The sequence below is a fragment of the Pseudomonas sp. Root569 genome, assembly GCF_001427465.1.
Taxonomy (GTDB): domain Bacteria; phylum Pseudomonadota; class Gammaproteobacteria; order Pseudomonadales; family Pseudomonadaceae; genus Aquipseudomonas; species Aquipseudomonas synxantha.
The window spans coordinates 133,972-158,900 of the sequence record NZ_LMGQ01000001.1 but is presented as its reverse complement, the minus strand read 5'-3'; the positions used below and the strand labels follow the sequence as shown (position 1 = coordinate 158,900).

General features: G+C 60.0%; 13 protein-coding genes. 6 read left to right on the top strand and 7 right to left on the bottom strand.

Going from position 1 to position 24,929, the window contains the following annotated elements:
- The first annotated feature begins 72 nt into the window (after nt 1-72).
- Nucleotides 73-2,409, top strand: coding sequence for a putative bifunctional diguanylate cyclase/phosphodiesterase (locus tag ASD70_RS00750; RefSeq protein WP_056845438.1), 2,337 nt, complete (start codon nt 73-75; stop codon nt 2,407-2,409).
- Here the strand turns inward: ASD70_RS00750 and ASD70_RS00745 are convergent.
- The 4 genes from ASD70_RS00745 to ASD70_RS00730 form a co-directional block, all read right to left on the bottom strand.
- A complete protein-coding gene (locus ASD70_RS00745; RefSeq protein WP_056845437.1) occupies nt 2,402-3,826 on the bottom strand; it encodes a pyridoxal phosphate-dependent decarboxylase family protein in 1,425 nt (474 codons plus the stop codon). The two genes, ASD70_RS00750 and ASD70_RS00745, sit on opposite strands and share 8 nt — an antisense overlap.
- Nucleotides 3,827-3,860: 34 nt before the next feature.
- Entirely contained in the window at nt 3,861-4,706 is an 846-nt protein-coding gene (locus ASD70_RS00740) for a 2OG-Fe(II) oxygenase (protein WP_056845436.1), read from the bottom strand.
- Nucleotides 4,707-4,929: 223 nt separating this feature from the next.
- Entirely contained in the window at nt 4,930-7,347 is a 2,418-nt protein-coding gene (locus ASD70_RS00735; protein WP_046071109.1) for a glucose/quinate/shikimate family membrane-bound PQQ-dependent dehydrogenase, read from the bottom strand.
- Between the two features lie 377 nt (nt 7,348-7,724).
- Complete coding sequence (locus ASD70_RS00730; RefSeq protein ID WP_056845435.1) at nt 7,725-9,743, bottom strand: TonB-dependent receptor; 2,019 nt, start codon at nt 9,741-9,743, stop codon at nt 7,725-7,727.
- 170 nt (nt 9,744-9,913) lie between these two features.
- On the opposite strand from ASD70_RS00730, the gene ASD70_RS00725 reads away from it, so the two are divergent.
- Both ASD70_RS00725 and ASD70_RS00720 read left to right on the top strand, forming a co-directional pair.
- The gene (locus ASD70_RS00725) at nt 9,914-10,147 is read left to right on the top strand and encodes a VF530 family DNA-binding protein (protein WP_043048686.1); all 234 of its coding nucleotides are present in this window, start codon (nt 9,914-9,916) and stop codon (nt 10,145-10,147) included.
- A gap of 4 nt (nt 10,148-10,151) precedes the next feature.
- Entirely contained in the window at nt 10,152-10,781 is a 630-nt protein-coding gene (locus ASD70_RS00720; RefSeq protein ID WP_046071111.1) for a Pr6Pr family membrane protein, read from the top strand.
- A 121-nt stretch (nt 10,782-10,902) separates the two neighbouring features.
- Here the strand turns inward: ASD70_RS00720 and ASD70_RS00715 are convergent, their stop codons facing one another.
- The 3 genes from ASD70_RS00715 to ASD70_RS00705 all read right to left on the bottom strand — a co-directional run bounded on the left by ASD70_RS00715 (nt 10,903) and on the right by ASD70_RS00705 (nt 15,459).
- Nucleotides 10,903-11,670, bottom strand: coding sequence for a siderophore-interacting protein (locus ASD70_RS00715; RefSeq protein WP_046071112.1), 768 nt, complete (start codon nt 11,668-11,670; stop codon nt 10,903-10,905).
- Complete coding sequence (locus ASD70_RS00710; RefSeq protein ID WP_046071113.1) at nt 11,667-12,188, bottom strand: PadR family transcriptional regulator; 522 nt, start codon at nt 12,186-12,188, stop codon at nt 11,667-11,669. The genes ASD70_RS00715 and ASD70_RS00710 overlap by 4 nt, the downstream gene beginning before the upstream one ends.
- Nucleotides 12,189-12,363: 175 nt before the next feature.
- Entirely contained in the window at nt 12,364-15,459 is a 3,096-nt protein-coding gene (locus ASD70_RS00705; protein ID WP_056845434.1) for a transglycosylase domain-containing protein, read from the bottom strand.
- Nucleotides 15,460-16,058: 599 nt separating this feature from the next.
- Between ASD70_RS00705 and ASD70_RS00700 the strand changes: the two genes are divergently transcribed.
- The 3 genes from ASD70_RS00700 (at nt 16,059) to ASD70_RS00690 (ending at nt 24,915) form a co-directional block, all read left to right on the top strand.
- Nucleotides 16,059-17,480 carry an amino acid permease gene (locus tag ASD70_RS00700; protein WP_046071115.1) on the top strand — a complete coding sequence of 474 codons (1,422 nt, stop codon included), beginning with the start codon at nt 16,059-16,061 and terminating at the stop codon, nt 17,478-17,480.
- Between the two features lie 218 nt (nt 17,481-17,698).
- Nucleotides 17,699-19,645 carry a M3 family metallopeptidase gene (locus ASD70_RS00695; RefSeq protein WP_162252741.1) on the top strand — a complete coding sequence of 649 codons (1,947 nt, stop codon included), beginning with the start codon at nt 17,699-17,701 and terminating at the stop codon, nt 19,643-19,645.
- 110 nt (nt 19,646-19,755) lie between these two features.
- Nucleotides 19,756-24,915, top strand: coding sequence for a dermonecrotic toxin domain-containing protein (locus ASD70_RS00690; protein ID WP_056845432.1), 5,160 nt, complete (start codon nt 19,756-19,758; stop codon nt 24,913-24,915).
- Nucleotides 24,916-24,929 lie beyond the last annotated feature (14 nt).

The following is a 24,929-nucleotide window of genomic DNA, read 5'->3' as shown; positions in this document are numbered from 1 at the left end:
CAGTTGGCAGGGACGCGTATGACCACAGGAAGGGGGCCCAGAGAGCGTCGAGCACGGCCAGAGGGCATGGCAATGCAGTGGCGCCACACTTTTCAAACCCGCATTGCCGCGGTGTTGGCGCTGTTGCTGCTGGTGGTCGTGGTCGCGACTTACTTCGCGGTCAAGGCTGCCACTACCCGCGCTGTGGAAAACCAGGCCGAGGTGCAATTGAACACCGGGCGCCAGGTGTTCGAACGCTTGTTGGACCTGCGCGGTCGCCGCCTGCAATACGGCTTGGACTGGCTCACCGTCGACGGTCCTTTCAAGCGTGCCGTGGCCAGCGGCGAGGCCTCAGCGATACAAGCGGCGCTGCGTCGGCACGGAATCGGTGTCAGCTCCAGTGCGGTTTTCGTACTTGGCCTCGATGACAAGGTCATCGCCAGTACGTTACCCGTGCCGGCTCGGGGCCAGCTGTTTCCCTATCAAGAGGCGTTGCGCCAGGCGCGACGCAGCAGTCAGCAAATGCTGATCGTGGCGATGGATGGGCAACCCTACTTGCTGGTACAAAAGGAAATGCTCGACCCGCAGCCCATCGCCCGCGTGGTCATGGGCTTCCCCATGGATGCGCAATTTGCCCATGAGCTACGGTCCATGAGCAACCTTGAGGTGTCGTTTCTCAGTGTGCAGGACGATCGTGTCGGCCAGCTCTTTACGACCCAACCCGACGGCTACCGCGCTACGGTCACCAGCCTGCTGCGTGCCGCGCAACTTGATCGACAGGCGCAGGTGTATCTGTTTCATGGCCAGCGCGTGCTCAGCCAAGTACTGCCTTTGGCCAACGCCGGTGAACGCGACGAGGTGCGCGTCTTGCTGCAAAGCCCGCTGGATCATGCCCTGCAATCCTTTGCACCGCTGGACCGGCAATTTCTCGCAATTGCCCTGGCGGTGTTGCTGGTCTCCCTGGCGGCGGCGTTGTTGCTTGCACGGCGAGTGTCGCGCCCCCTCGATGCGTTGGTGCAAGCCGCCGAACGCATCGGTGCCGGTGACTACCGCACGCCGGTGCGGGTGCGTAGCCATGATGAGTTCGGCCTGCTGGCCCGCGCCTTCAATGCCATGCAAAGCGGTATCGCCATGCGCGAACGGCAACTGGCCCATAACGCCTTGCATGACCCGCTCACTGGCCTGCCCAATCGCGCCCTGGCCATGGAGCGCCTGGGCAGTGCGATCAGTGCGCGGCGGCCGGTGGTGCTGCTGTACCTGGGGATTGAAAACTATCGGGTCATCAATGAGAGCTTCGGCCCCCAGGGTGTCGAGCAAATGTTGCGTGAAGCCAGTCGTTGCCTGTCCATGAGCCTGCTGGCCAGCGACACTGCGGCACGTATGGCCGGCAGTGAATTCCTGCTGTTGCTGGAAAACACCGGAATCGACCGCGCTGTGGCCCGTGCCGACCGCCTCTACGGACTGCTGACCGAACCCAAGCACATCGGCAACGACGAAGTGCGCCACGAAGTGAGCATCGGTATCGCGGCGTACCCCGCTGACGGGCAGCAGGTAGACGAATTGATCAATCGCGCCGCCATCGCCCGGCATGACGCGGCCAACTTGCCGGGGCATTTGCAGATATACCAGCCGGACCGCGACCTCGCTCACCAACGCCAGATCGCCCTGATCCGCGACCTGCGCCGCGCGGTGATCGAACGCGAGTTGTTCCTGTGCTACCAGCCCAAGCTCGACCTCACCCATGGCCACGTGCGCCAGGCCGAAGCCCTGTTGCGTTGGCAACATCCAAGCTTCGGACAAGTCTCGCCCGCTGAGTTCATTCCCCTCGCCGAGCGTACCGGCAGCATGGGCGGCCTGACCTTATGGGTGATCGAGGAGGCCATTCGCCAAATGGCAGAGTGGGCGCAGCGTGGCTTGCCGATGCAGCTGTCAGTGAATATATCCGTGGATGACCTGGCCGATGATGAACTGGCCGTTCGCGTCACCGCAATGTTGATGCAATACGGGGTGGCGGCCGAACACTTGATTTTCGAAATCACCGAAAGCGCCATCATGCACAACCCGCAACAGGCCCTCAGCGTGCTGGAACAGTTGCGTGGTTGCGGCATCAGCCTGTCTGTGGATGATTTCGGAACCGGTTACTCATCCCTCGCCCAATTGCAGCGCCTGCCAGTGCAAGAGTTGAAGATTGACCAGTCTTTTGTGCGCAATCTCGACAGTACCAGCGGCGATGGTGTGATCGTGCGCTCCACCATCGAGATGAGCCATAACCTGGGGCTCAAGGTGGTGGCCGAAGGCGTTGAGTTCGAGCACAGCCTCACCCTGCTCAAGCGCTGGAAATGCGACACCGCCCAGGGCTACCTGATCAGCCGGCCCTTGAATGCCATGGCGTTCGAGAGGTGGATGAGGCGTGAGCGGGTGCCTATCTAGAAGGCATTTCAATCACCAGGGACTGCAATAGCGCCCATAACCCTTCGACATGCTGGCGTTCGGTGCCCAGTGCGCCGATGGACACGCGCACCATCCAGCGTTCATCGAGGATCGCCGGCGTGACGTAGGCTTTGCCTGACAGGTTGAGCCTTTCTGCCCAGTCGCGCGTGTGCTTATCCAGCGCTTCGCCGCTCAAGCCTGGCGGTTCGTGGCGAATGCACAGGGTTTGCAGGGCCGGCGCTGCCACCAGTTTCCAGTGCGCACTGCCCTCAATCTGCTCCGCCAGCCAGCGCGCATTGGCCAGGTCTCGTCGGAGCCGCGCTCGCAGGCCGCTGACGCCTTGCTCGCGGATCAGGAACCACAGCTTCAGGGCGCGGAAGCGGCTACCCAGGGAAATCCGCCAGTCGCGGTAGTTTCTGACCTGACCGTCGGCGCTGGACTGCAGATAGCTCGGGTTGGTGGTCATGATGCGAATCAAATGCTCAGGGTCACGAACGTAGTACACCGAGCAATCGAAGGCCGCGCCCAGCCACTTATGCGGGTTGAGGACCAGAGAGTCGGCGTTTTCGATACCACGCCACAGCGCCCGGCATTCCGGCAGGATCATCGCGGCGCCGGCCATGGCCGAGTCGACATGCAGCCACAAGCCATGGCGCTGGGTCAGTTCGCCAATCGCATCCAGGGGGTCGATCGCCATGGCGGCCGTGGTCCCGGTGGTGGCAATCACCACGCAGGGGCGGTTGCCGGCGGCCAGGTCCTGCTCGATGGCTTGCGCTAACGCCTGGGGTGACATGGCGTTGCGTTCGTCGGTGGCGACCGTGCGGATATTGTTCTGGCCGAATCCAGCGAGAATGGCCGCCTTGTTCACTGAACTATGGGCGTGGGCCGAGGTGTAGACGATCAGGGGCGCGCCGCTGTCTTGCAGGCCGTCATGCATCAGCGCGTACTGGGAGCTGCGTTCCCTGGCGCTGATGAGTGCCACCAGGGTGGAGGTTGACGCGGAATCCTGGATCACGCCACTCCATTCGTGGCTCAGGCCGATCATGTCGCGCAGCCAGTCGGTGGTCACTTCCTCAATTTCGGTAAGCGCCGGGCTGGATTGCCAAGACAATCCCACCACACCCAAGCCGGTGCTCAGGCAATCGCCCAGTACTGAGGACAGTTCCACGTTGGAGGGGAAGAAACCGAAAAAACTCGGATGCTGCCAGTGCAGCAGCCCGGGCATGATCAGTTTTTCCACATCACCCATGATCTGTTCGAAGGGTTCGGCGCTTTCAGGCGGGCTGGCCGGCAGGGCGGCTTTGATTTCGCCAGGAACAGTCGTGGGCTGCACGCCGCGTTGCTCGATATTTTCTCGATAGTCTGCGATCAGGTCGATCATGGCGTAGCCATGGCGACGGAATTCTTCGGGGGTCATAAAAACATATCCATTTGCAAGCGGGTTAAAAGTATCAGCACCAGAAATAAAACGGTTCGCCAGGGGTATAGCCGATAAACGACTGCATGCTGATACGTTTTCCCGACTCGAATCCGCAAATGGCGTGGGGGCGGCGGGTATTGATGATCACCAGTTCGTTGTTGCGCGGCTGGATACGTAACGGCTTTTGCAAACGGTCCTCGGGCAGTTGTGCGCCTTCGAAACGCTTGACCTCGTCATAGGCAAAGGCCTCGGTATCCCAGATGATCAACTCTCCGCCTGATGGCGGCGTTTCCAGATAAATATTGGCGCTGAATTGGTGTTCCAGTTCCGCGATCGACAGAGGCAGGCAATCCACATGGGGAACCGTTTCCGAGAGGTGCGCCGTCTCGGGAAACATGGCACGGATAATCCCGCAGAACATCGGTTGGCCTTGAAAAGCTGCGGTGACTGCGCCTTGCGGCCAGATCTCCTTGAGCTGCTCCATCAGGTGTTGGATGGGCGGCTTTTCAGGTGCGCAAATGCTGTCGATCACACCGCGCATATGGGCCGCGTCAGCATAATATTTGGCTTGGGCATCGCTGCCGGCAGCCTTGCCGTAGGTGGAGTTGAACGGGGTGCCCCAGCGATGCACGCCGTAGAAATGCTGTACGACGTGGCCATCCTCGTAGGTTTCATGGCTGTATTGTTCCAGCGTGTCGGCCTCACCGATGATTTGATTTAACCGCTCGCTGGTTTTGGCGTTCGCAAACTCAGGTATTCGGATAGCAAGTACTTCTCCACTGATCAGTTGTTTCAAACTTGAGGTGTCGAGATATTCAAGTTCTATAATTTTTGCTGATTTGGACGTGGTTGGTTTTGTCGCAGCATGGTCCATCATGTTCAGAAGCTCCCTTTAGAGTTTTATCAGTAGGCGTATAGGGTACGCAGGGCGTGTGCAGTAAATTAGTTTTAAGGGCGCAGGGGACCGATAGGATTTTTCTTGAAACGCTGGTTTTTTAGCCGGCTGATTAATCGCGTATTAACGATCGTCAATTTTTGGCAGACGAAAAAAAAAGCGGCTACCCATCAGGTAGCCGCCCTTGTTTTACCGCCGGGTCCACTTAATCCGGCAGTTTGAACGCCATCACATAGTCACCCTGTTTGGTACCCAGGGAACCATGACCGCCGGCCATGACCAGCACGTATTGCTTGCCGTCCTTGCCGGTGTAGGTCATTGGTGTGGTTTGCGCGCCTGCAGGCAGGCGGCCTTCCCACAGTTGCTTGCCGTTTTTCACGTCATAGGCACGCAGGTACTGGTCGAGGGTGCCGCTGAGGAACGCGACGCCACCGGCAGTGGTGAACGTACCGCCCAGGCTAGGCACACCCATGGTCAGCGGGATAGGGACCGGCGAGCTGTCACGCACAGTGCCGTTCTTGTGCATCCAGATGGTCTGGTGGTTGGTCAGGTCGACCGCTGCCACGTAGCCCCACGCTGGTGCCTGGCACGGCAGGCCCATGGGCGACAGCAGCGCTTCGAGGATCACGCCGTACGGCGCGCCTTTGTTTGGCTGTACGCCTTCGGTTTCGCTGACGCGTGGGCCTTGCTTGGCGATGTCTGCAGCCGGGATCAGCTTCGATTTGAACGCCATGTAGCTTGGGTTCACGAAGGCGATCTGGCGTACTGGATCGACCGAGATGCCGCCCCAGTCGAACACACCGAAGTTACCTGGGTAAACGATCGAGCCTTGCAGCGATGGCGGGGTGAACGGGCCGTCGTAGCGCATCGACTTGAAGTCGATCCGGCAGATCAGTTGGTCGAACGGCGTAACGCCCCACATGTCGCGTTCTTTCAACGGCGGCGGCATGAAGTTCAGGTCGGACTTGGGCTGGGTAGGGGAGGTACGGTCGCCCGCCACTGCGCCTTGGGGTACGGCAACTTCGTGGATTGGCACCACCGGCTGGCCGGTAGCGCGGTCCAGCACGTAGATGCTGCCTTGCTTGGTCGACGCCATCACGGCCTGCTTGACGCCGGCTTCGGTCTTGATGTCGATCAGCGAAGGCTGGCCGCCGACGTCCATGTCCCACAGGTCGTGGTGGGTGAACTGGAAGGTCCACTTCACGTGGCCTGTGTCGATGTCCAGGGCCGTCAAGCCAGCGGCGTATTTTTCCGAATCGTCGGTACGGTCGCCGCCGTACTGGTCGGGCATCTGGTTGCCCATCGGCAGGTAAAGCATGCCGAGTTTTTCATCCACGGCGAACATGGACCACATGTTCGGCGAGTTGCGGGTGTAGGTCTTACCCTCGGCCAACGGGGTGGTGTCGTCCGGGTTGCCGCTGTCCCAGTTCCACACCAGTTTGCCGGTGTGCACGTCGAACGCACGGATTACGCCGCTTGGCTCATCGATCGAAACGTTGTCGGTCACGTGACCGCCGATCACCACCAGGTTCTTGGTCACGGCCGGTGGCGAGGTGGAGTAGTAACCGCCTGGGGCGAAGCTGCCGATGTTGGCACGCAGGTCGACCTGGCCTTTGTCACCGAAGTCTTCGCACATCTTGCCGGTGTCGGCGTTCAGCGCGATCAGGCGAGTGTCAGCAGTAGGGACGAAGATACGTTTCGGGCAGGCATTCGGCGCGGCAGCCGGGCTGGCGCTGCCGGTTGGGCTCTGCTCGGAAGCGTAGGCAGCGTCATCGTGGTACGACACGCCACGGCAAGTCATGTGCGCCCAACCCTTGAAGCTTTCAGCACCCTGGGTGGTGATCTTCGGGTCGAAACGCCAGATTTCCTTGCCGGTGTCCGGGTCCAGGGCAATCACTTGGCTGTGCGGAGTGCACACGTAGAGCATGCCGTTGACTTTCAGCGGGGTATTTTCCGCGGTGGTTTCACCGGGATCGCCTGGGCCAGGGATGTCGCCGGTACGGAAGGTCCACGCGGGTACCAGCTTATGCGCATTTTCCGGGGTGATCTGTGCCAGTGGCGAATAACGATCACCGTGGGCGGAACGGCCATAGGAATTCCAGTCGCCATCAGCCTGGGCCGGTGCAGCGCTGGCCATGCCCGGCACCGCGTCGCGGTCCAGTTGGCCGGTCTTGACCATTTCACCTGGGTTGGTGAACTGGCTGGCCAGGGCGGTAGCACCCGCCAGCACCACGGCCACGCTCAGCGCGCCAGTGCCCAGTGGCGCGGCTTGGCCACGCAACAACGGACGGCGAAACCACGGCAGCAACATGACGATGCCCAGGGCGAACAGCAGGGCCAGGCGCGGCACCAGTTGCCACCAGTCCAGGCCGACTTCCCACAGTGCCCACACGGTGCTGGCGAACAGTACCAGTGCATAAAGGCCCAGCGCGGCGCGGCGGGTGGCGAGCAGCAATATGCCGGTCAGGGCGATGCCAATACCGGCCAGCAGGTAGTACAGCGACCCGCCGAGCATGCTCAGCTTGACACCGCCGGCCAGCAAGGCCAGCCCCATGATCAGCAGCAAGATCCCCAGCAGCCTGGGCAGCAGGCGGCTTGGGCTTGAAGCCCCATCAGTGCTCATAGTGTGTTTCTCCGTTACGTTGGAATTATGTAACCCCGTGCTTCACTCACTGTAGATGACGATTCGGCTCGGGCTTGGTTCATCGTTATTTTTGATTTTTCTGTGGATAACCGGGTTATCCACAGGCGGGCGATATCCCCTCCAGCGCTGGTCGAGGTAAGACAGCGCTGTCTTTGCGTATAGGAAAAATTGGCAAAGGGGATCGACCGGGAGGTGAAGCGTTTCAGATTGTTGCGAAGAATAATGCGGCGGGGCGTTTTGAGAAAGGGTGAATCGCAAGATGCATCATTTCAGTTTTGGTAACAGTGACTCATTGTCGCTGCAAAATTGAGGTGGGAGGGGGCAAGCTCCCTCCCACAGAGGATTTGCTGTGTTGGTCAGAAGGTGGTGCGGATGCCGAACTGCACACTGCGCCCCGGTGCCGGTGCGATGTCGCGCAGGATCGAGCTGGCATAGCGCACGGTCTGGTTGGTCAGGTTCTCGCCGTTGACAAAGGCCAGCCACTGGCTCCCACCGACATTGAAGCGATACCCCGCGCTGGCACCCAGGGTGGTGTAGTCATCGGTGCCGCTTTCGTTATCCGGCACGCGCCCTTGGCCTGCTGCGTGTTCCACATCGATACGCGCTTGCCAGCGGTCCAGTTCCCATAGCAAGCCGCTGTTCAAGCGCAGCGGCGCGATGCGTGGCAGGGCTTCGCCGGTGTCCAGGTTGGTGGCGCGAGTGTAGTCGCCCGACAGTTCCAGTGCAAACTTGCCGTAGGCGCCTTCGCCGAGCTTCCAGTGATCCTGGGCTTCGAAGCCGGCAAAACGCGCACGCACACCGGAATATTCGTATTCGGGGATACCGCTTGCGTCCTCTTCACCCTCATCGTTCAAAGTGCGCCCCGTGCCGAGCAGGCCGATGTAGTTGGAGAAGCGGCTGTAGAACACGCCGAAGCTGCCCTTGTGGGCGCCATTGTCAAAGCGCAGTGCGAGGTCGCTGGACACGGCTTTTTCTTTCTTCAGGTTGGCATCGCCCAGCTCAAAGGTGCCAGTGGCGACATGGGCGCCGTTGGCATACAGCTCATAGAAGGTCGGTGCGCGCTCGGTGTAGCCCAACGTAGCAGCCAGGGACCAGATTGGCGTGAGGGTATACACCGCGCCGGACGACAGGCTGCCGGCGGTGAAGTCATTGCGCTTGCTGGCATTGGCAAATCGCTCGTTGCCCTTGGCATCGGGATCGACGCTGGTGTGTTCCACGCGGGCGCCGAGGCTGAGTTTCAGGCGCTCGGTGGCTTGCATCTCTTCGAGTATGAACAGTGCGCCGACATTGGTGTCGGTCTGCGGCACGAAAGCTTCTTCGCCCAGGGCCGAGAACTCGTTGCGGGTCACTTGGGCGCCGACCACGCCGTCGAATGGGCCGATCGGCTGGTGGCGAGCTTCAACACGGGCTTCATAGCCTTTGTTCTTGAAGATCGTACCGGTCTCGCCGCCTTCGATTTCGCGATGTTCATAGTCGGTGTAGCCCGCGTCGAGTTTCACCGAGGTGAACGGCCCTTGCAGGTTACGGATTTCGGACGCAAAGGCGTAGTGATCCTGCTGCATGCGGATGCGCACATCCTGCTCGGCCGGCGAGCCGTAGTTGCTGTCGTAGTTGCTGTAGGACAGCCCGGCATAACCATCGTCCCAGGTGTAGGAACCGCCGACGGCACCACCGTCCTGGCGCCCGTCGCTGTTGCCCAGGCGGCCATTCTTGCCTGGGCCGTCTTCGGTGGTCGGGGCATGGCGGCTGCGGGCATAACCTGGGATTTTCAGGTCGTTGAATTCCCGTGCATTGGCATCCAGGTGCAGGGCGAAGGTGCCGTTGCCGGCTTCCAGCTTGCCCGCGCTGCTACGGGTGGTATCGGCGCCACCGTAGCGCAACTCGCCGGCGCCGTGGATGCCTTCAATAGCCTCTGTGGGGATGCGGTTGTCGAAGGTATTAACCACACCGCCGATGGCGCTGCCGCCATACAGCAGGGCAGCCGGGCCGCGCACGATTTCAATGCGGTCAACGTTGATCGGATCGAGCGGCACCGCGTGGTCGTAGGACAGCGACGACGCATCCAGCGCGCCTACACCATTGCGCAGGATACGAATGCGGTCGCCATCCTGGCCGCGAATGATCGGGCGGCTGGCGCCCGGGCCGAAATACGAAGATGACACCCCCGGTTGCTTGTTCAGGGTTTCGCCGAGGCTGCCTTTTTGTTGCAAGGTCAGCTCATCACCTTCCAGTACGGTGGTGGGCGAGGCCAGTTGTTCGCTGCCCAGTGGGTTGCCGGTGACCACTTGGGGTGGCAATTCCAGGGCATGGGCTTGGGAGCTGATCAACAAGGCAGCGGCGAGAGGGGACAGGCGCCAGAGAGAAGGCAGGGACATCGGATATTCCTAGGTAAAACTTCTGTTAGATATGGTTACAATATAACATCTCTTTTTTATCGGAAAGTGGAACTTTTCCTGGCGGGCTATATTCAATGCCATGCTTCCACCTGCACGCCTCGTCGGCTAAGGTGCGCGGCTGTGTTTCCTCTATTTGCAAAAGGCCCGGCATGACCGCGACAAGCAACGACCCGCTCCACGGTGTGACCCTGCAACACGTGCTCACCACCCTGGTTGAACATTACGAGTGGAGCGGCCTGGCCGAGCGTATTGATATCCGCTGCTTCAAGAGCGACCCGAGCATCAAGTCGAGCCTGACCTTCCTGCGCAAGACCCCTTGGGCACGGGAGAAAGTCGAAAGCCTGTACGTCAAACTGATGCGCACCAAACGCCCGCTGGATTGAGGCCATGAAGCGCTTTGTGGCGGTAGCGGCGCTGGCCGGTTGGGTGGGGCTGGCGATCCAGCAATACCTGATCTTCTATTCACGCTGGGCCATCGACGCCAGCCTGTTGGGTGGGCTGATCAGCTTTTTCAGTTTCTTTACGGTGCTGACCAACACCCTGGCGGTGGTGGTGCTCAGCTATGCAGGGACCAAGCGCGACTCAGCGATAAAACGGTTTTTCCTGGCGCCAGTGGTCAGTAGCGCAGTCGCCGCGAGCATCATTGTGGTGAGCCTGGCGTATAACCTGCTGCTGCGGCATTTGTGGAGCCCCGAAGGCTTTCAATTCATCGCGGATGAATTGCTGCATGACGTGATGCCGCTGCTGTTTGTGATCTATTGGTGGCAGTGCGTGCCAAAGGGGCAGCTGCGTTTCAGGCACATTGGTGCCTGGGTGATCTACCCATTGGTGTACTTCGGTTATGTGCTGTTGCGCGGGGATTTGCTCGGGCAGTATCAGTACCCGTTCATTGATGTGCTGACCCTGGGTTACCCACAGGTGTTCGTGAATGCCGGAGGGCTATTGGCGGGGTTTGTGCTGGTGGCGCTGGTAGTGGTGGGGTTGGATAAGCGCCTGGGCCGGGCGCACTCCAACTGATACAGCTTGATCCAATGTGTGAGGGGGCTTCAGTCAGTTAAGCGTACATCGCCCTCCTACAAAGAGCCTTAACTGACTGACAGTAGGGCAAGCCCCCTCTCACATTTCCACCGTGTCAGCCTTATTCGTCTTCGCTGCCTTCGGCCCGCCAGTAGCCCACAGCCTTCAAGAACTCCTCGTTGACCTTGTGCGTATCCAGCAACACCCGCCGCACCTGGCGTGACAGCTTGGTTTCGGTCGCGACAAAACTGTACAGCGTGCCGCCAGGCAGCGTCAGATTGCGTACTACATCGAGCAGGTCTTCCTGGCCGCGCACCACCCAAATAGTCTCAACATCCGCAGCGCTCTCCAGCACTTGCTGTTCCGCTGCATCGGCGATTTCTATCACCGCCAGCACCTTTCGACCCGCCGGCAGTTCTTCCAGGCGCCGCGCGATGGCCGGGATTGCGGTTTCATCGCCAATCAACAGGTAGCTGTCGAAGATATCCGGCACGATCATCGAGCCCCGTGGCCCGCCGATATACAGGTACTGGCCGACCTGCACCTGCTCGGCCCAGGTGGAGGCGGGGCCGTCGCCGTGCAGCACGAAGTCGATATCCAGTTCACCGATGCTCAAATCGTAGCGCCGTGGCGTGTAATCGCGCATGGCCGGTTGCGGGCCGTCGCCCTTGATGGTGAATGTGGGGCTTTCCAGTGCGGCTTGTTCGGCGGCGTTCTGTGGGAACAGCAGCTTGATGTGATCGTCGCTGCCCAGGCTGACAAAGCCGGCCAACTCTGGACCACCCAGGGTGATGCGGCGCATGCGCGGCGTGAGGTCGACCACCCGTAGGACTTGCAGGCGGCGGCGTTTGATTTCGTGGGTAACGCGATGGATGGCTTGAGTATTCATTGGTCTTTCCCGTCGACGATGGCTTGGGCGGTGCCGTTGAGCAGCGCCGCGACACGAACGATTTCTTCCGGGCTCCAACGCCCATGGTGCGAATGCAAGGCATGACGCAGGTTGTGCACCGCCTCGTGGATTTCCGGCGGGCGGTCGTGGCCGCGCAGTGAGCGCTTGCTGACTTCCATGCGCATGCGAATGCCTTGGAGGGCAACCGCCTGTTCGCTTAAGAAGAGACGACCGGCGTCGGTGATTGTGTAGCGTTTTTTTCCGCCTTCGGCGTCACCGCTGATCAATTCGCTCTCTTCAAGGAAGGTCAGGGTGGGGTAGATCACGCCCGGGCTCGGGGTGTAAGCGCCGTCGAACAGGTTTTCGATCTGGCGGATCAAGTCGTAGCCATGGCAGGGCTGTTCGGCGATCAGCGCCGGCAACAGCAGTTTCAAGTCGCCGGGCGCGAACACCCGAGGGCCGCGGCCTGGGCGTTTATCGAAGCCGTCGCGGCCATGGTGAGGGTGGTGCTCTCTCATTTTTAAGTTCTCCATCTCGGTTAAGATAGAACTTAAGATATATCTTTTGATTTGGCAAGCTCGGGCGACTGATGGTCGGGCAGCGGCAGGTGTAAGAGGGGGGGTGAAAGGAACATCCGCTGGCGCGGTCCGGCAGACGAGCACGCACATTATCTTCGATGCGCAGCAGCCCGCTTCATGACCGGTGGCACAGCGCCTCTCCCGTCGCTTCCAGATACGGCACCAGCATCGGTGCCATGCCCTTGAGCACTTGCACCGGCAAGGCCGAGGTAAAGGTGAAGCCTTGGGCCGAGCTGCCGGGAACGAACGCGGTGAGGGTGCCGAAGTGGCGGTCACCGATAAAAAACACAAAGGTGGCGGTGCGGTTGATCGCCTTGGAGCTGAGTATCCGCCCACCGGCGCCGATGGCTTCGATGCGGTTGTCGCCGGTGCCGGTCTTGCCACCCATGGCCAGGGGCGTGCCGTCGGCCAGCTTGAAACTGCCGGCCACGCGCTTGGCTGTGCCAGCGTCCACCACCTGGGACAGCGCGCCGCGCAGGGCCCGGGCCACTTCCACCGGCATCACGCGCTTGCTGCGGTTGGGGTCGTTGACCAGGCGGGTATCATAGGGCGTGCCGGCGCCGAAGTGCAGGCTGTCGATGCGCAGTACCGGCAGGCGCACGCCGTCGTTGAGGATGATCCCCATCAACTCGGCCAGGGCCGCCGGGCGGTCGCCGGAGCTGCCAATGGCGCTGGCCAGGGACGGCACCAGGTGGTCGAAGGGGTAACCGACGGCCTGCCAGCGCTGGTGGATCTCCAGGAAGGCTTCGACCTCGAGCATGGTGCGGATCCGGCTGTCACGGGCGCTCTGATGGCGGCTCTTGAACAACCAGCTGTAGACCTCCTGGCGTTCGAACTGGCTGGCCTTGACCACCTCGCTGAACGTCGCTTCGGGATGCTTGAGCAAGTGGCCTACCAGCCACAGGTCCAACGGGTGGACCTTGGCGATATAACCTTGGTCCGGCAGGTCATAGGCCCCGGGGCCGTAATCCCGATAGAGTTTTTGCAGGCGTTCGTCGCTGAGTTTTTCATTCGCCTTGGCGCCGGTCAGGTGCGCACGCACGAACCGGTTGAAACTGTCCTGGCTGGCGTCGGGCAACAGGTAGCGGTGTACGGCGGCCAGGCGCATGGGCGTGGGGCGCAGGCCGTCGAGAAAAGTATCGAGACGTGCCTGGGTGTCTTTCTTCTGGTACTTCTTCCAGAACTTGCGCAGGTAGGTCGTACCTTCACGGTCGGCGAAACCGGCGAGGTATTCCTGGCGACGCGGGTCGCTGTCGTCCTTGAGCAGTGCCGCGCTGTTGTTGGCGCCAGAGTAGGTGGTGAAGCGCACCAGGTCACGCATCAGGCGAATGAAGGGCAGGTTGATCGACTCGCGCAGGGCGTCACGCAAGGTCGGGTTGCGGTGGTTGTCTTCATTGCGAAAATTATGGAAGTGATGCAGGCCGCCACCGGTGAAAAAACCTTCGTAGGGGCTGGCCGAGTAGGTGCGGTCGAGGGCAGCATCGAGCATGTTTGCCAGGGATTTATCCGCAGCCTGGATCAGGTAGTCGACGGCCCAGCGGCTGATACGATCCTGCTCGGCGATGTCGAGTTTCTTCAGGGCGGCCGGGGCCAGTACGGCGTACTTCTCGTGCAGCTCGGCGATGATCTGCAGGTAGGTGGTGAGCACCCGCAGCTTGGCGGTGGAGCCCAGTTCGAGCTTGCTGCCTTCGTTGATGTCGAAAGGTTGGTCGGTATTGTCGGTTTGCACCCGCACCCGCGCACCGTCGGCGGTGCGCTCGAACAGGGTAAAACTGTAGCGCACCTGTGCGGTGCTGGCGGGGCTGAGCAAGCGTTCACCGAGCAGGCCGAGCTTGGCGGCATACGTTGGTTCGGCGAGCTGCTTGAGGTAGTCGGTGAGTTGGTTCTGCAAGGAGCCTTGCAAGGTACTGGTGGCGGCCAGGTCGAGGCGATCAAGGTCGTACAGCGGGCGGTTGAGCAGGCCGGCCAATTGGCTGCGCGCCACGCTGATGCCTTTATTGCTGTCGACCCGTTGCAACGTCGGTTGCTGTTGCCAATCACGGAAACTGACCTGGGCAGCCAGCGCCGCCTTGGTCAGGTCGGCATCAATGATCTGATGATGGGCTAACAAGCGCAGGTGGCTGTCGGTCAGTTCGGTCAACTCGTCGCGGCCCTTGATCAGGTAATGGGAAGGACGGCGCTGGGCAATCATCAACGACAGTACCTGGCGCAAGGCCAGGCCACGTGCGGCGAGGCTGGTCGGGGCTCGGCCAGTGTCCGCCAGCGCCCGGTTGACCTGGGCAAAATCGGCGCCGTACCACACCCGCAGCCCTTCGGCCATGCCGTGCACCTCGCCATGACCGGGCACTGCCGACAGCGGAACGCTGTTGAGGTAGTCGCGCACCACGTTTTGCCGGGCGGCCAGGGTGTCGGGGCCATGCTGGTAGGCGCGCACGCTGGCGGACAGCATCTGGCGGATTTTTTCACTGCCTGACAGGGTCAGGCCGTCGGGTGAGTGGCGGTACTTTTCCAGTTGGGTCGCCAAGGTGCTGCCGCCGGCCGTTTGCCCGGGCAAGTGCAACTGGCGGGCGACTTGCGACCAGGCCGCCTTGGCAAATCGCGGCCAGTCCACGGCCGGGTTGGCCTGGGCCGGGTCGGGGTCCAGCAGTTCGCGGTTTTCGATGAACAACAGGCTGTGCACCAGCAGCGGTGGCACGTCGGTGAAGCGTGCATACAGCTGGGGCGGGTAGCTGAACTGATACAGCGGCGTGGCGCGGCAATCGGTGATCGACAACCCGGCCTGGAGTTTCTCGGCGTAGGGAATGAATAACCCATGGCGACTGTAATTCATCAGCGCCTCGGAGAAGCGTGCCTGGGATGCGACCACGTAGTTGCGCTTGAGCAGGCGCGGCAGGAACTCACCCAGGGCGCTGTAGCCCAGGCGCTGGTCAAAGGGCCCGGCGCCGGGATACACCATGGCATCGCTGGCGCCGGGGCCGACACTGTAGGTCAGTTCGCTTGCCCACTGGCTGAATAAGCGGGCTTGCAAGTGGGCGCTGCGCATTTCCCGTAGTGCGGCATAACCAGCGGCGAGCACGGCCATTAACACAATCAGCCAGCCCAGCCGCCGCCAGAGACGGGGCGGCGGTTTGCTTTTCGACAAAGGCGCGGGGGACGGGCTGTCGTTATTGACTTCAGCCTTGCTCGGATCGGTTTGCCACAGAGCGCCCATAGTCGATTGATCCATGCAGATTGATCGGACCTGTCTCAAGCGTAGACGTAGATTGGCGGTTCAGACGGGCGCATTAGACGGACTGGGCACTGGCTCGGCGACCTCGCCCAAGGAATTTTTCGTACCTGGCATTTCAAATGCTGATCAGTGATACGCCAATTGTTTTTCCGGTGATGCGCGTATTGAGTATTTGTGATTGCCGGGCCATGCCTTGCTGGCCAGGCGCTTGTTTTTCAGCGTGGATTAGCCCTGGCGCCTGGTGGCAGCTCGCTCGTCAACGGCGCGGACACAGGGGCCCGGATGCAGACAAGTTATGTAATAATTCCCGCCGTTTTGCGCCGTGAAGGCCGATTTAGACGCTTGCAACTGCAGCCGTCGAAAGCGGTTTTTACGGGGCTTATCGCCAAATTTTGCTGTTTATTGAGTGAAAAGCCCTGTCCGTAGCTTTTTATACTGCACGCCCCGCTGACCTGCCCGGTTTTTACGGTCAGGCGGGTTTGCCCACGAGGCAGGCCCGGTCCCAGCCGGTGTATCAGGCCATCCGCTGATACACCTGAGGCTCGGTGGCTAATCCAATAACAAGATGAGGTTGTACCCTTATGCCAGTCGGCAACCCACTGCCCCATGGCGAGACCGCTCAAGGCGGCCCGCTCAAACGTGAACTCGGTGAACGGCATATTCGCCTGATGGCCCTTGGCGCCTGTATCGGTGTCGGCCTGTTCCTCGGCTCGGCCAAGGCCATCGAAATGGCCGGCCCGGCGATCATGCTCTCCTACATCATTGGCGGCCTGGCGATCCTGGTGATCATGCGCGCCCTCGGCGAAATGGCGGTGCACAACCCCGTCGCCGGTTCGTTCAGCCGTTATGCCCAGGACTACCTCGGCCCGTTGGCGGGCTTTCTCACCGGTTGGAACTACTGGTTCCTGTGGCTGGTGACCTGTGTCGCTGAAATCACTGCCGTTGCCGTGTACATGGGCGTCTGGTTCCCCGATACGCCGCGCTGGATCTGGGCCCTGGCAGCACTGATCAGCATGGGCACCATCAACCTGATCGCGGTCAAGGCGTTCGGTGAGTTCGAATTCTGGTTCGCGTTGATCAAGATCGTCACCATCATTGCCATGGTGATCGGCGGCGTCGGCATCATCGCCTTCGGTTTCGGCAATGACGGCGTGGCACTGGGGATCTCCAACCTGTGGGCCCACGGCGGTTTCCTGCCCAATGGCGTGCAGGGCGTGCTGATGTCCCTGCAAATGGTGATGTTCGCCTACCTGGGCGTGGAGATGATCGGCCTCACCGCCGGTGAAGCGAAGAACCCGCAGAAGACCATCCCGAATGCCATCGGCTCGGTGTTCTGGCGCATCCTGCTGTTCTATGTGGGCGCCTTGTTCGTGATCCTGTCGATCTACCCGTGGAACGAAATCGGCACCCAGGGCAGCCCCTTTGTGATGACCTTCGAGCGCCTGGGTATCAAGACCGCCGCCGGCATCATCAACTTCGTGGTGATCACCGCCGCGCTGTCCTCCTGCAACGGCGGCATCTTCAGCACCGGTCGCATGCTCTACAGCCTGGCGCAGAACGGCCAGGCGCCGGCGACCTTCGGCACCACCTCCAGCAACGGCGTACCGCGCAAGGCGTTGCTGCTGTCGATCTTCGCCCTGCTGCTGGGCGTACTGCTCAACTACCTGGTGCCGGAAAAAGTCTTTGTCTGGGTGACCTCAATCGCCACCTTCGGCGCGATCTGGACCTGGGTGATGATCCTGCTGGCCCAGCTCAAGTTCCGCAAGGGCCTGAGCCCGGCCGAACAGAAAGCCCTGAAATACCGCATGTGGCTTTACCCGGTCAGTTCCTACCTGGCCCTGGCATTCCTGGTGTTGGTGGTGGGCCTGATGGCGTACTTCCCGGACACCCGCATTGCGCTGTACGTCGGCCCGGTGTTCCTGGTGCTGCTGACGGTGCTGTTCTACGTGTTCAGGTTGCAGCCGACCAACGCTGGTGAGGGAGCGGCGCTCAAGCAGCCATGAGCCACTGAGCGTGCCTGTGCACGCAAACGTGGCGCCTAGAGGGGCGCCATATTTGCGTGCCGGTGCCCCTACCTATCTATTCCTCCCTGCGGTTATTCACTCTTTAGGCTGGCTGCTTCGACTGCCATTTTTTAAAGAGTAACCCCATGCCCGACAGTAATCCCCTGCTGCTGCCCTATGATCGGCCGCCGTTTTCAACGATCCAGGCGCACCACCTGGTGCCCGCCATTCAGCAGATCATCACCGAGTGCCGCAGTGCCACCGCTTCGATTATTGCCAGTCAGGCAGCCTTTCCCACTTGGGATGACCTGGTGTTGGCCGTGGATGAACTGGAAGCGCGCCTGGATGGTTTTGTGCATGTCCTTACGCTGCTTGACTCCGTCCCCCAAGGGTTGGCCTGGCAGCAGGCATCAACGCGTAGTCAAGCGATGGCAACACAGTACAAAGCCGAGCTGGCAGGCAATGGCGACCTGTATCGGCTTCACCGACAACTTGCCGCCAGCCCGATCGCCGCGCTGTTTAGTGAGCAACGCCAAGGCGCACTGCAAAAAAAACTGCGCAAGTACCGCGTGGCCGGCCTTGAGCTGTCACCGGACAAGCAGCTACAGCTCAATGCGTTGAACCAAGACATCGAGGTCTTCAGCCAAGCATTCCTGGACCGCGTGAAAAACGCAAACGATGCATGGCGCAAGCACATCCTGGACGTGTCATTGTTGAGCGGATTGCCTGATTCAGCTCAGGCGCGCATGGCGGCCGCGGCTACGGCGGCCGGTCTGCAAGGCTGGTTATTGACTCTGTCGGAGCAGTCCTTTCGCGAGGTGATGACATACGCCGATCATCGAGGCTTGCGTAAGGAAATCATGCTCGCTTACTACAGCCGTGCAGTGGACAGCGGCCCGGATGCGATTGCCAATGACAATGAACAGGTCCTGACAACGTTGCTCTATAGTCGTCATCAGAAAGCGCAGTTGCTGGGTTACGCCAATTTCGCCCAACTGGCACTGGTAGAGCAGATGGCAAGCACAACGGAGCAGGTCAGCGCATTTATTCACCAACAGATCGACCTGGCACGCACAACGTTTACCCACGAGGCACAGCAACTGCAAAACTATGCCGCGCAACGGGGTATCGATGTGCTGGAGCCCTGGGACCACGATTATTTCGCGGAAAAAATCCGTCAGGATCTGGCGGGCATCTCCCAGCAAACCGTGGGTAACTATTTCCCGTTTGAGTGGGTACTGCAAAGGCTGTGCATGTTCGCCAAGACTCTGTTCGGCGTCGATTTGATCGAACAGGCCACGGTCGATACCTGGCACCCGGATGTGCGGGTATTTGAGCTCAGAGAGTACTCAGAGCCGATCGGGTATTTGTTCATTGACCCTTATCGCCGCAGTGAAGGGGCGGGGTTTGGCTTTACGTCCAGTCTACGAAGCCACCGAATGACAGCTGAAGGACGACCAAAACTGCCCATGGCGATGCTGCGTACCCAGATACCGGCCCCGACCACGACCCATCCTTGCTTGCTGGATCATTTACAGCTGCGGGTCTTGCTACACGAGTTCGGCCACTGTCTGCAGCACCTGTTGACCTCGGCGCCTTATCGGACGCTCTCCAGTATTGATCAACTGAGCCGTGACGCGTCGGAGTTCGTCAGTCAGGTCTTGGAGCAGTTCTGCTTTACACCCTCGTTCCTGATCTGGCTCTCAAGCCATTTCCAGACGGGCGAACCTTTGCCTGACGACATGGCCACCAAAATCAGCCGGTTGATTCACACCCAGACCAGCCAGGAAACCGCCAGGGTTTTGCTCACAAGCCTCGTCGACTTCGAATTGCACCGTACCTTTGGCGACGGGCGTACGCCCCATGAGGTTTTCAGCCAATGCAACGCGCAAGTCGGGCATTTGCAATGGCCGGCTGGCGCTCGTCCACTCAATAGCTTTGAACAGCTTATCGACTACGGTGCCAACGCCTACTCCTACAGGTGGTCGGGTGTCCTGGCCAGGCAGGCATTTGAACGGTTCGAGCGTGACGGGCTGTTCAACCCGGAGACCGGGAGAGCCTTTCGTGAAGCGTTCATCACTCAAGGGGACACCGGCACATTGTTAAAGTCACTGGCGCTTTTTCGGGGTGAAGGCGACTCCTGCGCCGAGCACTCCAAGGCATGACGCTTCGTTGTATATATAGCGCATCGGCGCAAGCCTGAACTGCCAGAGTGACCCTCCCGGATCACTCATGGCTGTTTATCCAGCAGCCAGGCCTGCATGGAGCGCACTTGATGGCTAGCGATAACCTTCCGTATTTTTTTTGCGAAACCCAAACCGACCGTACACAACTGACCGAGCGCCAAAGCGCGCGCCACTTCACGCTCCAGGACCTCGACTGGCTCGACACTGTCTATCTGGCCACTGATGCCTTGCGCCAGGCACAAAAAGCGCCGATGCATGTGCAAACTCTGCACCTGAGCGTACCCGATGAACAGCCGATTGAACTGGCGGGCGCGTTTGTCATGAGTCCCGCCCCAGGCACAGGGGTATTTCTCTACACACCTGCTCGAGGCCTGGAAAAGCTGGAAAGCCGTGGGGCTCTCAATACCCAATTGGCAACCTGGCTGAAGGATCCGCTGCAGCGCCAGCCGTTGCTTGATTACCTGTCCATTGCCCAGCAAGCGCAGCTGGCGTCGGTGACGAGCCTGAGTATTTCCACCCAAACCGTGGCTGGCGCTGTCTTCGAAGCACAGCAAGCGACCCTCGCCAACAACCGGCTTGAAAATGCCCGCCTGATGCGCGAGGAACTGCTCAATCTACCCAGTTTCATGTCTCTGCTGGATGAATACATCGCCGCACAAATGGCCCAGTCCTTCGCAGGTATCGACCAGCGCCAGACTCAAGTGCAGAGCACACTCGTCGATACTTCCAGCTCCTGCGGTGACACCGATACGCCAGCGTCCCGACACACCACCATGCGCTTCCTGCATGAAACCGTGCTGATGTATTTCGTCGCCAATGGCTGGCCTAGGGGAGAAACCCGGCATTACTCCAACCCCCAGCGATTGACTCAGGGCGCCGATGATCAGTTGCGCTGGGAAACCTCAGTCCAAGGGCTGGCCCAGGGGCTCAGCGCATACATGCTGCAACAGCCCAAGTTGTTTTGGCAGCAACCGGCTTCGACCGGAATGACGCGACAGCAGTTGTTTATCCAAGCGATGTTCCATGGGTTTCTCGTCGCCCTGCTGGACCAACAACAGCAAGGCATCATTTCGCCTGAGCAGCGTCTGCAACTGCAGGCGCTGCCGCTCAAGGCCGACCCTGGCGCGATCACCATCGCGCCCGCCCTGGCGGTCGATAAAGCCCTTCTGGAGGGGCCGCGACAGCCCTCGACCGAGTTGGCCAGCACTTTGATTATCCGCCATGACAAAAGCGGCGAGGCATCGCTCTGGCTGCTCTATAGCCCTCATCTGGGCTTACAACCGTTTACCGAGTTGGACTCACTCAAAGCCTACCTTCTCGGTCACCTGAACCCCCAGCAGCATCCCACTGCCTGGAGAAACTATCTGTCCAGACCGGAACGCTGCAGCGAAGTCGACCTGCAAACCAGCGACATCGCCCCCGCGCCCATCACCGGGGGTATTTTCCAAAGCCTCCTGGAAGGCATCATTCAAAAGCAAGGACGCAACCTTGGATATGCGCTGGACCAGTATCGCCTGAGCCAGGGCACCCTGGACCTCGACGCGCTGGTCGACCATGTGCTGGATGTGCGCGGCATGGTTGATCCAGCACTATTGACCCTCGAACCCATGGGGCGCTGGAGTACGCAGTTGGCGGCCGCCTGGACGGCGAGTGCGCTGCAACCGAGGATTCCACCAACGCTCCTGGCGATGCGCACCACGGTGCATTTGCTCGAAAACGTCGCTGCCGAAATCGAGCAGCAACGATCGTCGCGACCCTCGCTGGAACGCTCGGCCATTACTTATCTGAATACCAAACTGCACAGCCTCAAGCTCGCGCACCTGCAGGCTGCGTGCTTGTCGGTGCGCCATTACAGCCGCCCCTCGAGTGCCACCGGACAACCTCAGATATTGTCATCGAGCAGCATGGTCGAGCATTTTCTGGCGCGCTTATGTGGTGAAGCAGGCCCACTTACCGACTCGCCGGACACCCAGCTCTATTCAACCGCACCTGACAACGCCGCCAGCAAAATCTCCGGCTTGGAGGTCAAGACCTTCAATCATCTGATCGAAACGGCCATGGGTGGTTTTACCCAGTATTTGCGTCGGACCCACAGCCTGTACCCCAACATGGAGCCGGTGCTGAGAAAAGCCATGGAGATGGGCCTGATCGCGGAAATGCAGCTCAGGCTCTGGAACAACGCTGTGTTACCGATCGACTACGAGGTGCTGTCGAGCGTGCTGGGTATTTATGCCAGGGACCTGCGCCTGAGTGTCAACGGGTTCCGCCCTGATGCGTTTTACTTGAAGGTGGCGATCATTGGGCAAGTGACCTCGTACGCCCTCAAGAACTGCTTCGTGTTGACCGAGCGCGGTGGGCTGGACCCGCAATACTCAGGACGCATTCTGCTATGGACGCCTGCGTTGGGGCTGGAAGGTTTTCGTTCATTAAGTCAGTTCAAAGCCTGCGTGGATCAACGCCTGGCAGATCCGGCCGAACGCCAGGTTTTCCTGGAGAACCTGGCTCGACCGGACTGGCAGGCCTACCCGACCTATGCACTCAGTAGCCTTGAACTGATCGAAGACAACCTTGTTGAGCACGTTCAACGAACCCATGCCCAACAAAAAGACCTTGAGCTGGCACACATCCTGTCGATGCAGCTGTCTGCCCAGCAGTTGCACAAGCTATGGCAGGTTCGAGTCACGCAAAGCCTGGCGCCCACCAATGTGCAGCGAGCCATGGACATGGCCCAGTCCATGATCGTGCAACATGGTCTGCAGTGGTTGGGCCAGTCCAGTGCCGTCGATCAACAGCTCTATGCCGAACTGCTGGAGCAGTATCGAAACAATGTGAATGACAACCAGGATTACCTGCACGGGATCGACTCGCTGGCTCAGTTCACGCGCAAAAAGCTCAGTGCTTTGCTGACGACGCTGGACGAGCGCATCAGCATCAGTCCTGATGAAATCGAAGTAGGCCTGCCGGCCCAGGGCGACAAGCCTGCCCGCAATCAGCCGCTGCTGGCGTATGCACTGAGTCATCAATCGTATTGGAAGGATGAGGTGCCTTTCTTTGCCGGTACCGGCACAACGATGCTGCCTGCCACCCTGGACTCGCAGACACTGAACAATGGTATCCAGGCGCTGAAGATCAACGAGGCCTATAAGACTTACATCGAATTACGCCTGGGCGCCGCCAGTGCGGACTTCGTGCAACGCTCTACTCGGTTCGCCAAGCAATTGCCTTGGCAACTGATGCAATACGCTCATAGCCTGACATTGCAAGGCCAGCTGTCACCGACGGCCTTCGGACTTATCCAGCAGATCATGGATATGCCGGATGCGACTGCCCGGGCGACTGTAGTGGATGCCGATGCCAGCATCTGTGCGCTGCAAGTGCTGATCGATGCCGGGAAGAACATCCTCAAGGTGCCTGGGGTGTACTTGATCAGCCGTGCCGGTGCTGACAAGACGCCTCTAGTTCTCTATGCGCCTTATAGCCCTGGCCATGCCCTCAAGGAATATCCGGATGAGGCCGGGCTCGTTGCTGGACTGACATCGCCAGGCGCCTTGAAGAGTTGGCTGTTGCAGGTGACCCCGGCAGTCGACCAGGCCACGCTGACAGACGCCCTCAAAGGCACAGGGGTGAAACTGGCTTACGACGCCATCAACGTACCGCTGTTCAAACAGTTGTGCATCGATAATACCGAGCTGCTGACGTGCCTGCTGGGCTGCCAGAAAAAAGCCAATGCGCAGGCCTCCTGGGAGATGGTCAAGGCCGTGTTTTCGGCAGGCGTACAGGCTGCCAGCGTGTTCATTCCCGGCAAGCTGGCTTATCCCTTGATCGTCTGGCAGAGCTTCAAGCTGTTCAAAGACAGTGCCGATGACCTGCAAAGCCAAAACTGGCATGAGGCACTTGGGCATTTCATCGCAGGCGTTGCCCTGATGGCCAGCCTGCGCCGCTCCAGGCCCGCCGTGCCAGAAAGCGGCAGCCCCCCGGCGTCTCCTGACTCTGCAACGGCTGTGGTGTCGTGGCCCGCATTGGATATAACCGCGGCGCAACGCACCCGGCTACAACGGTTCGAAGTCCTTGAGCCAACCTTGGCCAGCCTGGTTAAAGACACCGCCCTCAACCTTTACCGGTCCGCTTCCAATCACTACTACGCAGCCGTGGCAGGCAAAGTCTTCCGGGTTATCAAGCTCGGCCTGGGTTGGCACATTACCGGCGATGCAGAAATTGGCCCTTTGGTGCAAAGCAACACGCAACAACAGTGGATGCTCAGTAGCAGTGACCCATTGCTGACCGGCCGCAGAGCGGTTGCACGATTGACCAATCGCTTCTACTCGGAGCCCTTTGCACGGCCCAATATGAATATATTGGCCATTGGCATGCGCGATATCCGCGCGCTTTACGCGCAAGAATCATTGATGATCACCGAGGCACTGGCAATGGCGACGTTCTATGCAAAGAACGCCCAGGAGAACGTGCGGCTGCTCCTGCAAACGCCTCATGCCGAGCCTGAACTGGTCAAACAGATCAAACTGTTTTTTGGCTTGCAGGTTCTCGAGGTCCAGCATCTTGAAAAAATCCAGGAGGTGGTCGACAAGGTCTGCAACGCGTTGCTGGAGCCCTCATTGAGCTCGCCGAACTCAACGCGATTTGTCATCGGCCGCTCACGAATGCCGGCGCTCACGGGCACCTATAAAGTGATGGCGTTCACGATCGTCCCTGACCCTCTTCAATTGCTGTACTTGACCGAGGCTTTTTTTAACCCAGGCTTGAAATACAATCGTCTGTTAATCAAACCTTTTTACGTCAACGTTCATGCGCGTGCGACGACGCTCATTCACGAAATCTCTCATCATGAATGTGAGACGTTGGACTTGGCCTACGTGCATTCCACCCACCCCTTCCATGACTTGATCGACCCTCAGACCCATGACGGCATCAGCACTAAACGGGTGCTCGAAAACCGCCAGCTTTCGCGACTGTCGCTCAGCACACCGGCCCATGAATTGTTCCAGGTTGTGGACATCGCCACCGGTCTCAAAGCAGACCCGGCCCAGGGCACGTCAACGGCGCCTGTTCTCAACCGGCTGCTCGCCGCCACGGGCACGCAAACCCTCAGCGATGCTCGGCAAGCTTTCCGCAATGATCCGTTGAAACGCATCACTATAGTGCTCAACAACGCCGACTCCGTCGCCTACTTGATTACACTCTTGGGACGTCGAAAAGCCATGCCTATAAGTCCAACCAGCGACTCCCGCTGATGCGCAATCCTCAA

What these genes read in the sequence shown, in the direction of transcription:
- ASD70_RS00750 (WP_056845438.1), top strand. Translation starts at nt 73, where the DNA reads ATGCAGTGGCGCCACACTTTTCAAACCCGCATTGCCGCGGTGTTGGCG.
- ASD70_RS00745 (WP_056845437.1), bottom strand. Translation starts at nt 3,826, where the DNA reads ATGACCCCCGAAGAATTCCGTCGCCATGGCTACGCCATGATCGACCTG.
- ASD70_RS00740 (WP_056845436.1), bottom strand. Translation starts at nt 4,706, where the DNA reads ATGATGGACCATGCTGCGACAAAACCAACCACGTCCAAATCAGCAAAA.
- ASD70_RS00735 (WP_046071109.1), bottom strand. Translation starts at nt 7,347, where the DNA reads ATGAGCACTGATGGGGCTTCAAGCCCAAGCCGCCTGCTGCCCAGGCTG.
- ASD70_RS00730 (WP_056845435.1), bottom strand. Translation starts at nt 9,743, where the DNA reads ATGTCCCTGCCTTCTCTCTGGCGCCTGTCCCCTCTCGCCGCTGCCTTG.
- ASD70_RS00725 (WP_043048686.1), top strand. Translation starts at nt 9,914, where the DNA reads ATGACCGCGACAAGCAACGACCCGCTCCACGGTGTGACCCTGCAACAC.
- ASD70_RS00720 (WP_046071111.1), top strand. Translation starts at nt 10,152, where the DNA reads ATGAAGCGCTTTGTGGCGGTAGCGGCGCTGGCCGGTTGGGTGGGGCTG.
- ASD70_RS00715 (WP_046071112.1), bottom strand. Translation starts at nt 11,670, where the DNA reads ATGAATACTCAAGCCATCCATCGCGTTACCCACGAAATCAAACGCCGC.
- ASD70_RS00710 (WP_046071113.1), bottom strand. Translation starts at nt 12,188, where the DNA reads ATGAGAGAGCACCACCCTCACCATGGCCGCGACGGCTTCGATAAACGC.
- ASD70_RS00705 (WP_056845434.1), bottom strand. Translation starts at nt 15,459, where the DNA reads ATGGGCGCTCTGTGGCAAACCGATCCGAGCAAGGCTGAAGTCAATAAC.
- ASD70_RS00700 (WP_046071115.1), top strand. Translation starts at nt 16,059, where the DNA reads ATGCCAGTCGGCAACCCACTGCCCCATGGCGAGACCGCTCAAGGCGGC.
- ASD70_RS00690 (WP_056845432.1), top strand. Translation starts at nt 19,756, where the DNA reads ATGGCTAGCGATAACCTTCCGTATTTTTTTTGCGAAACCCAAACCGAC.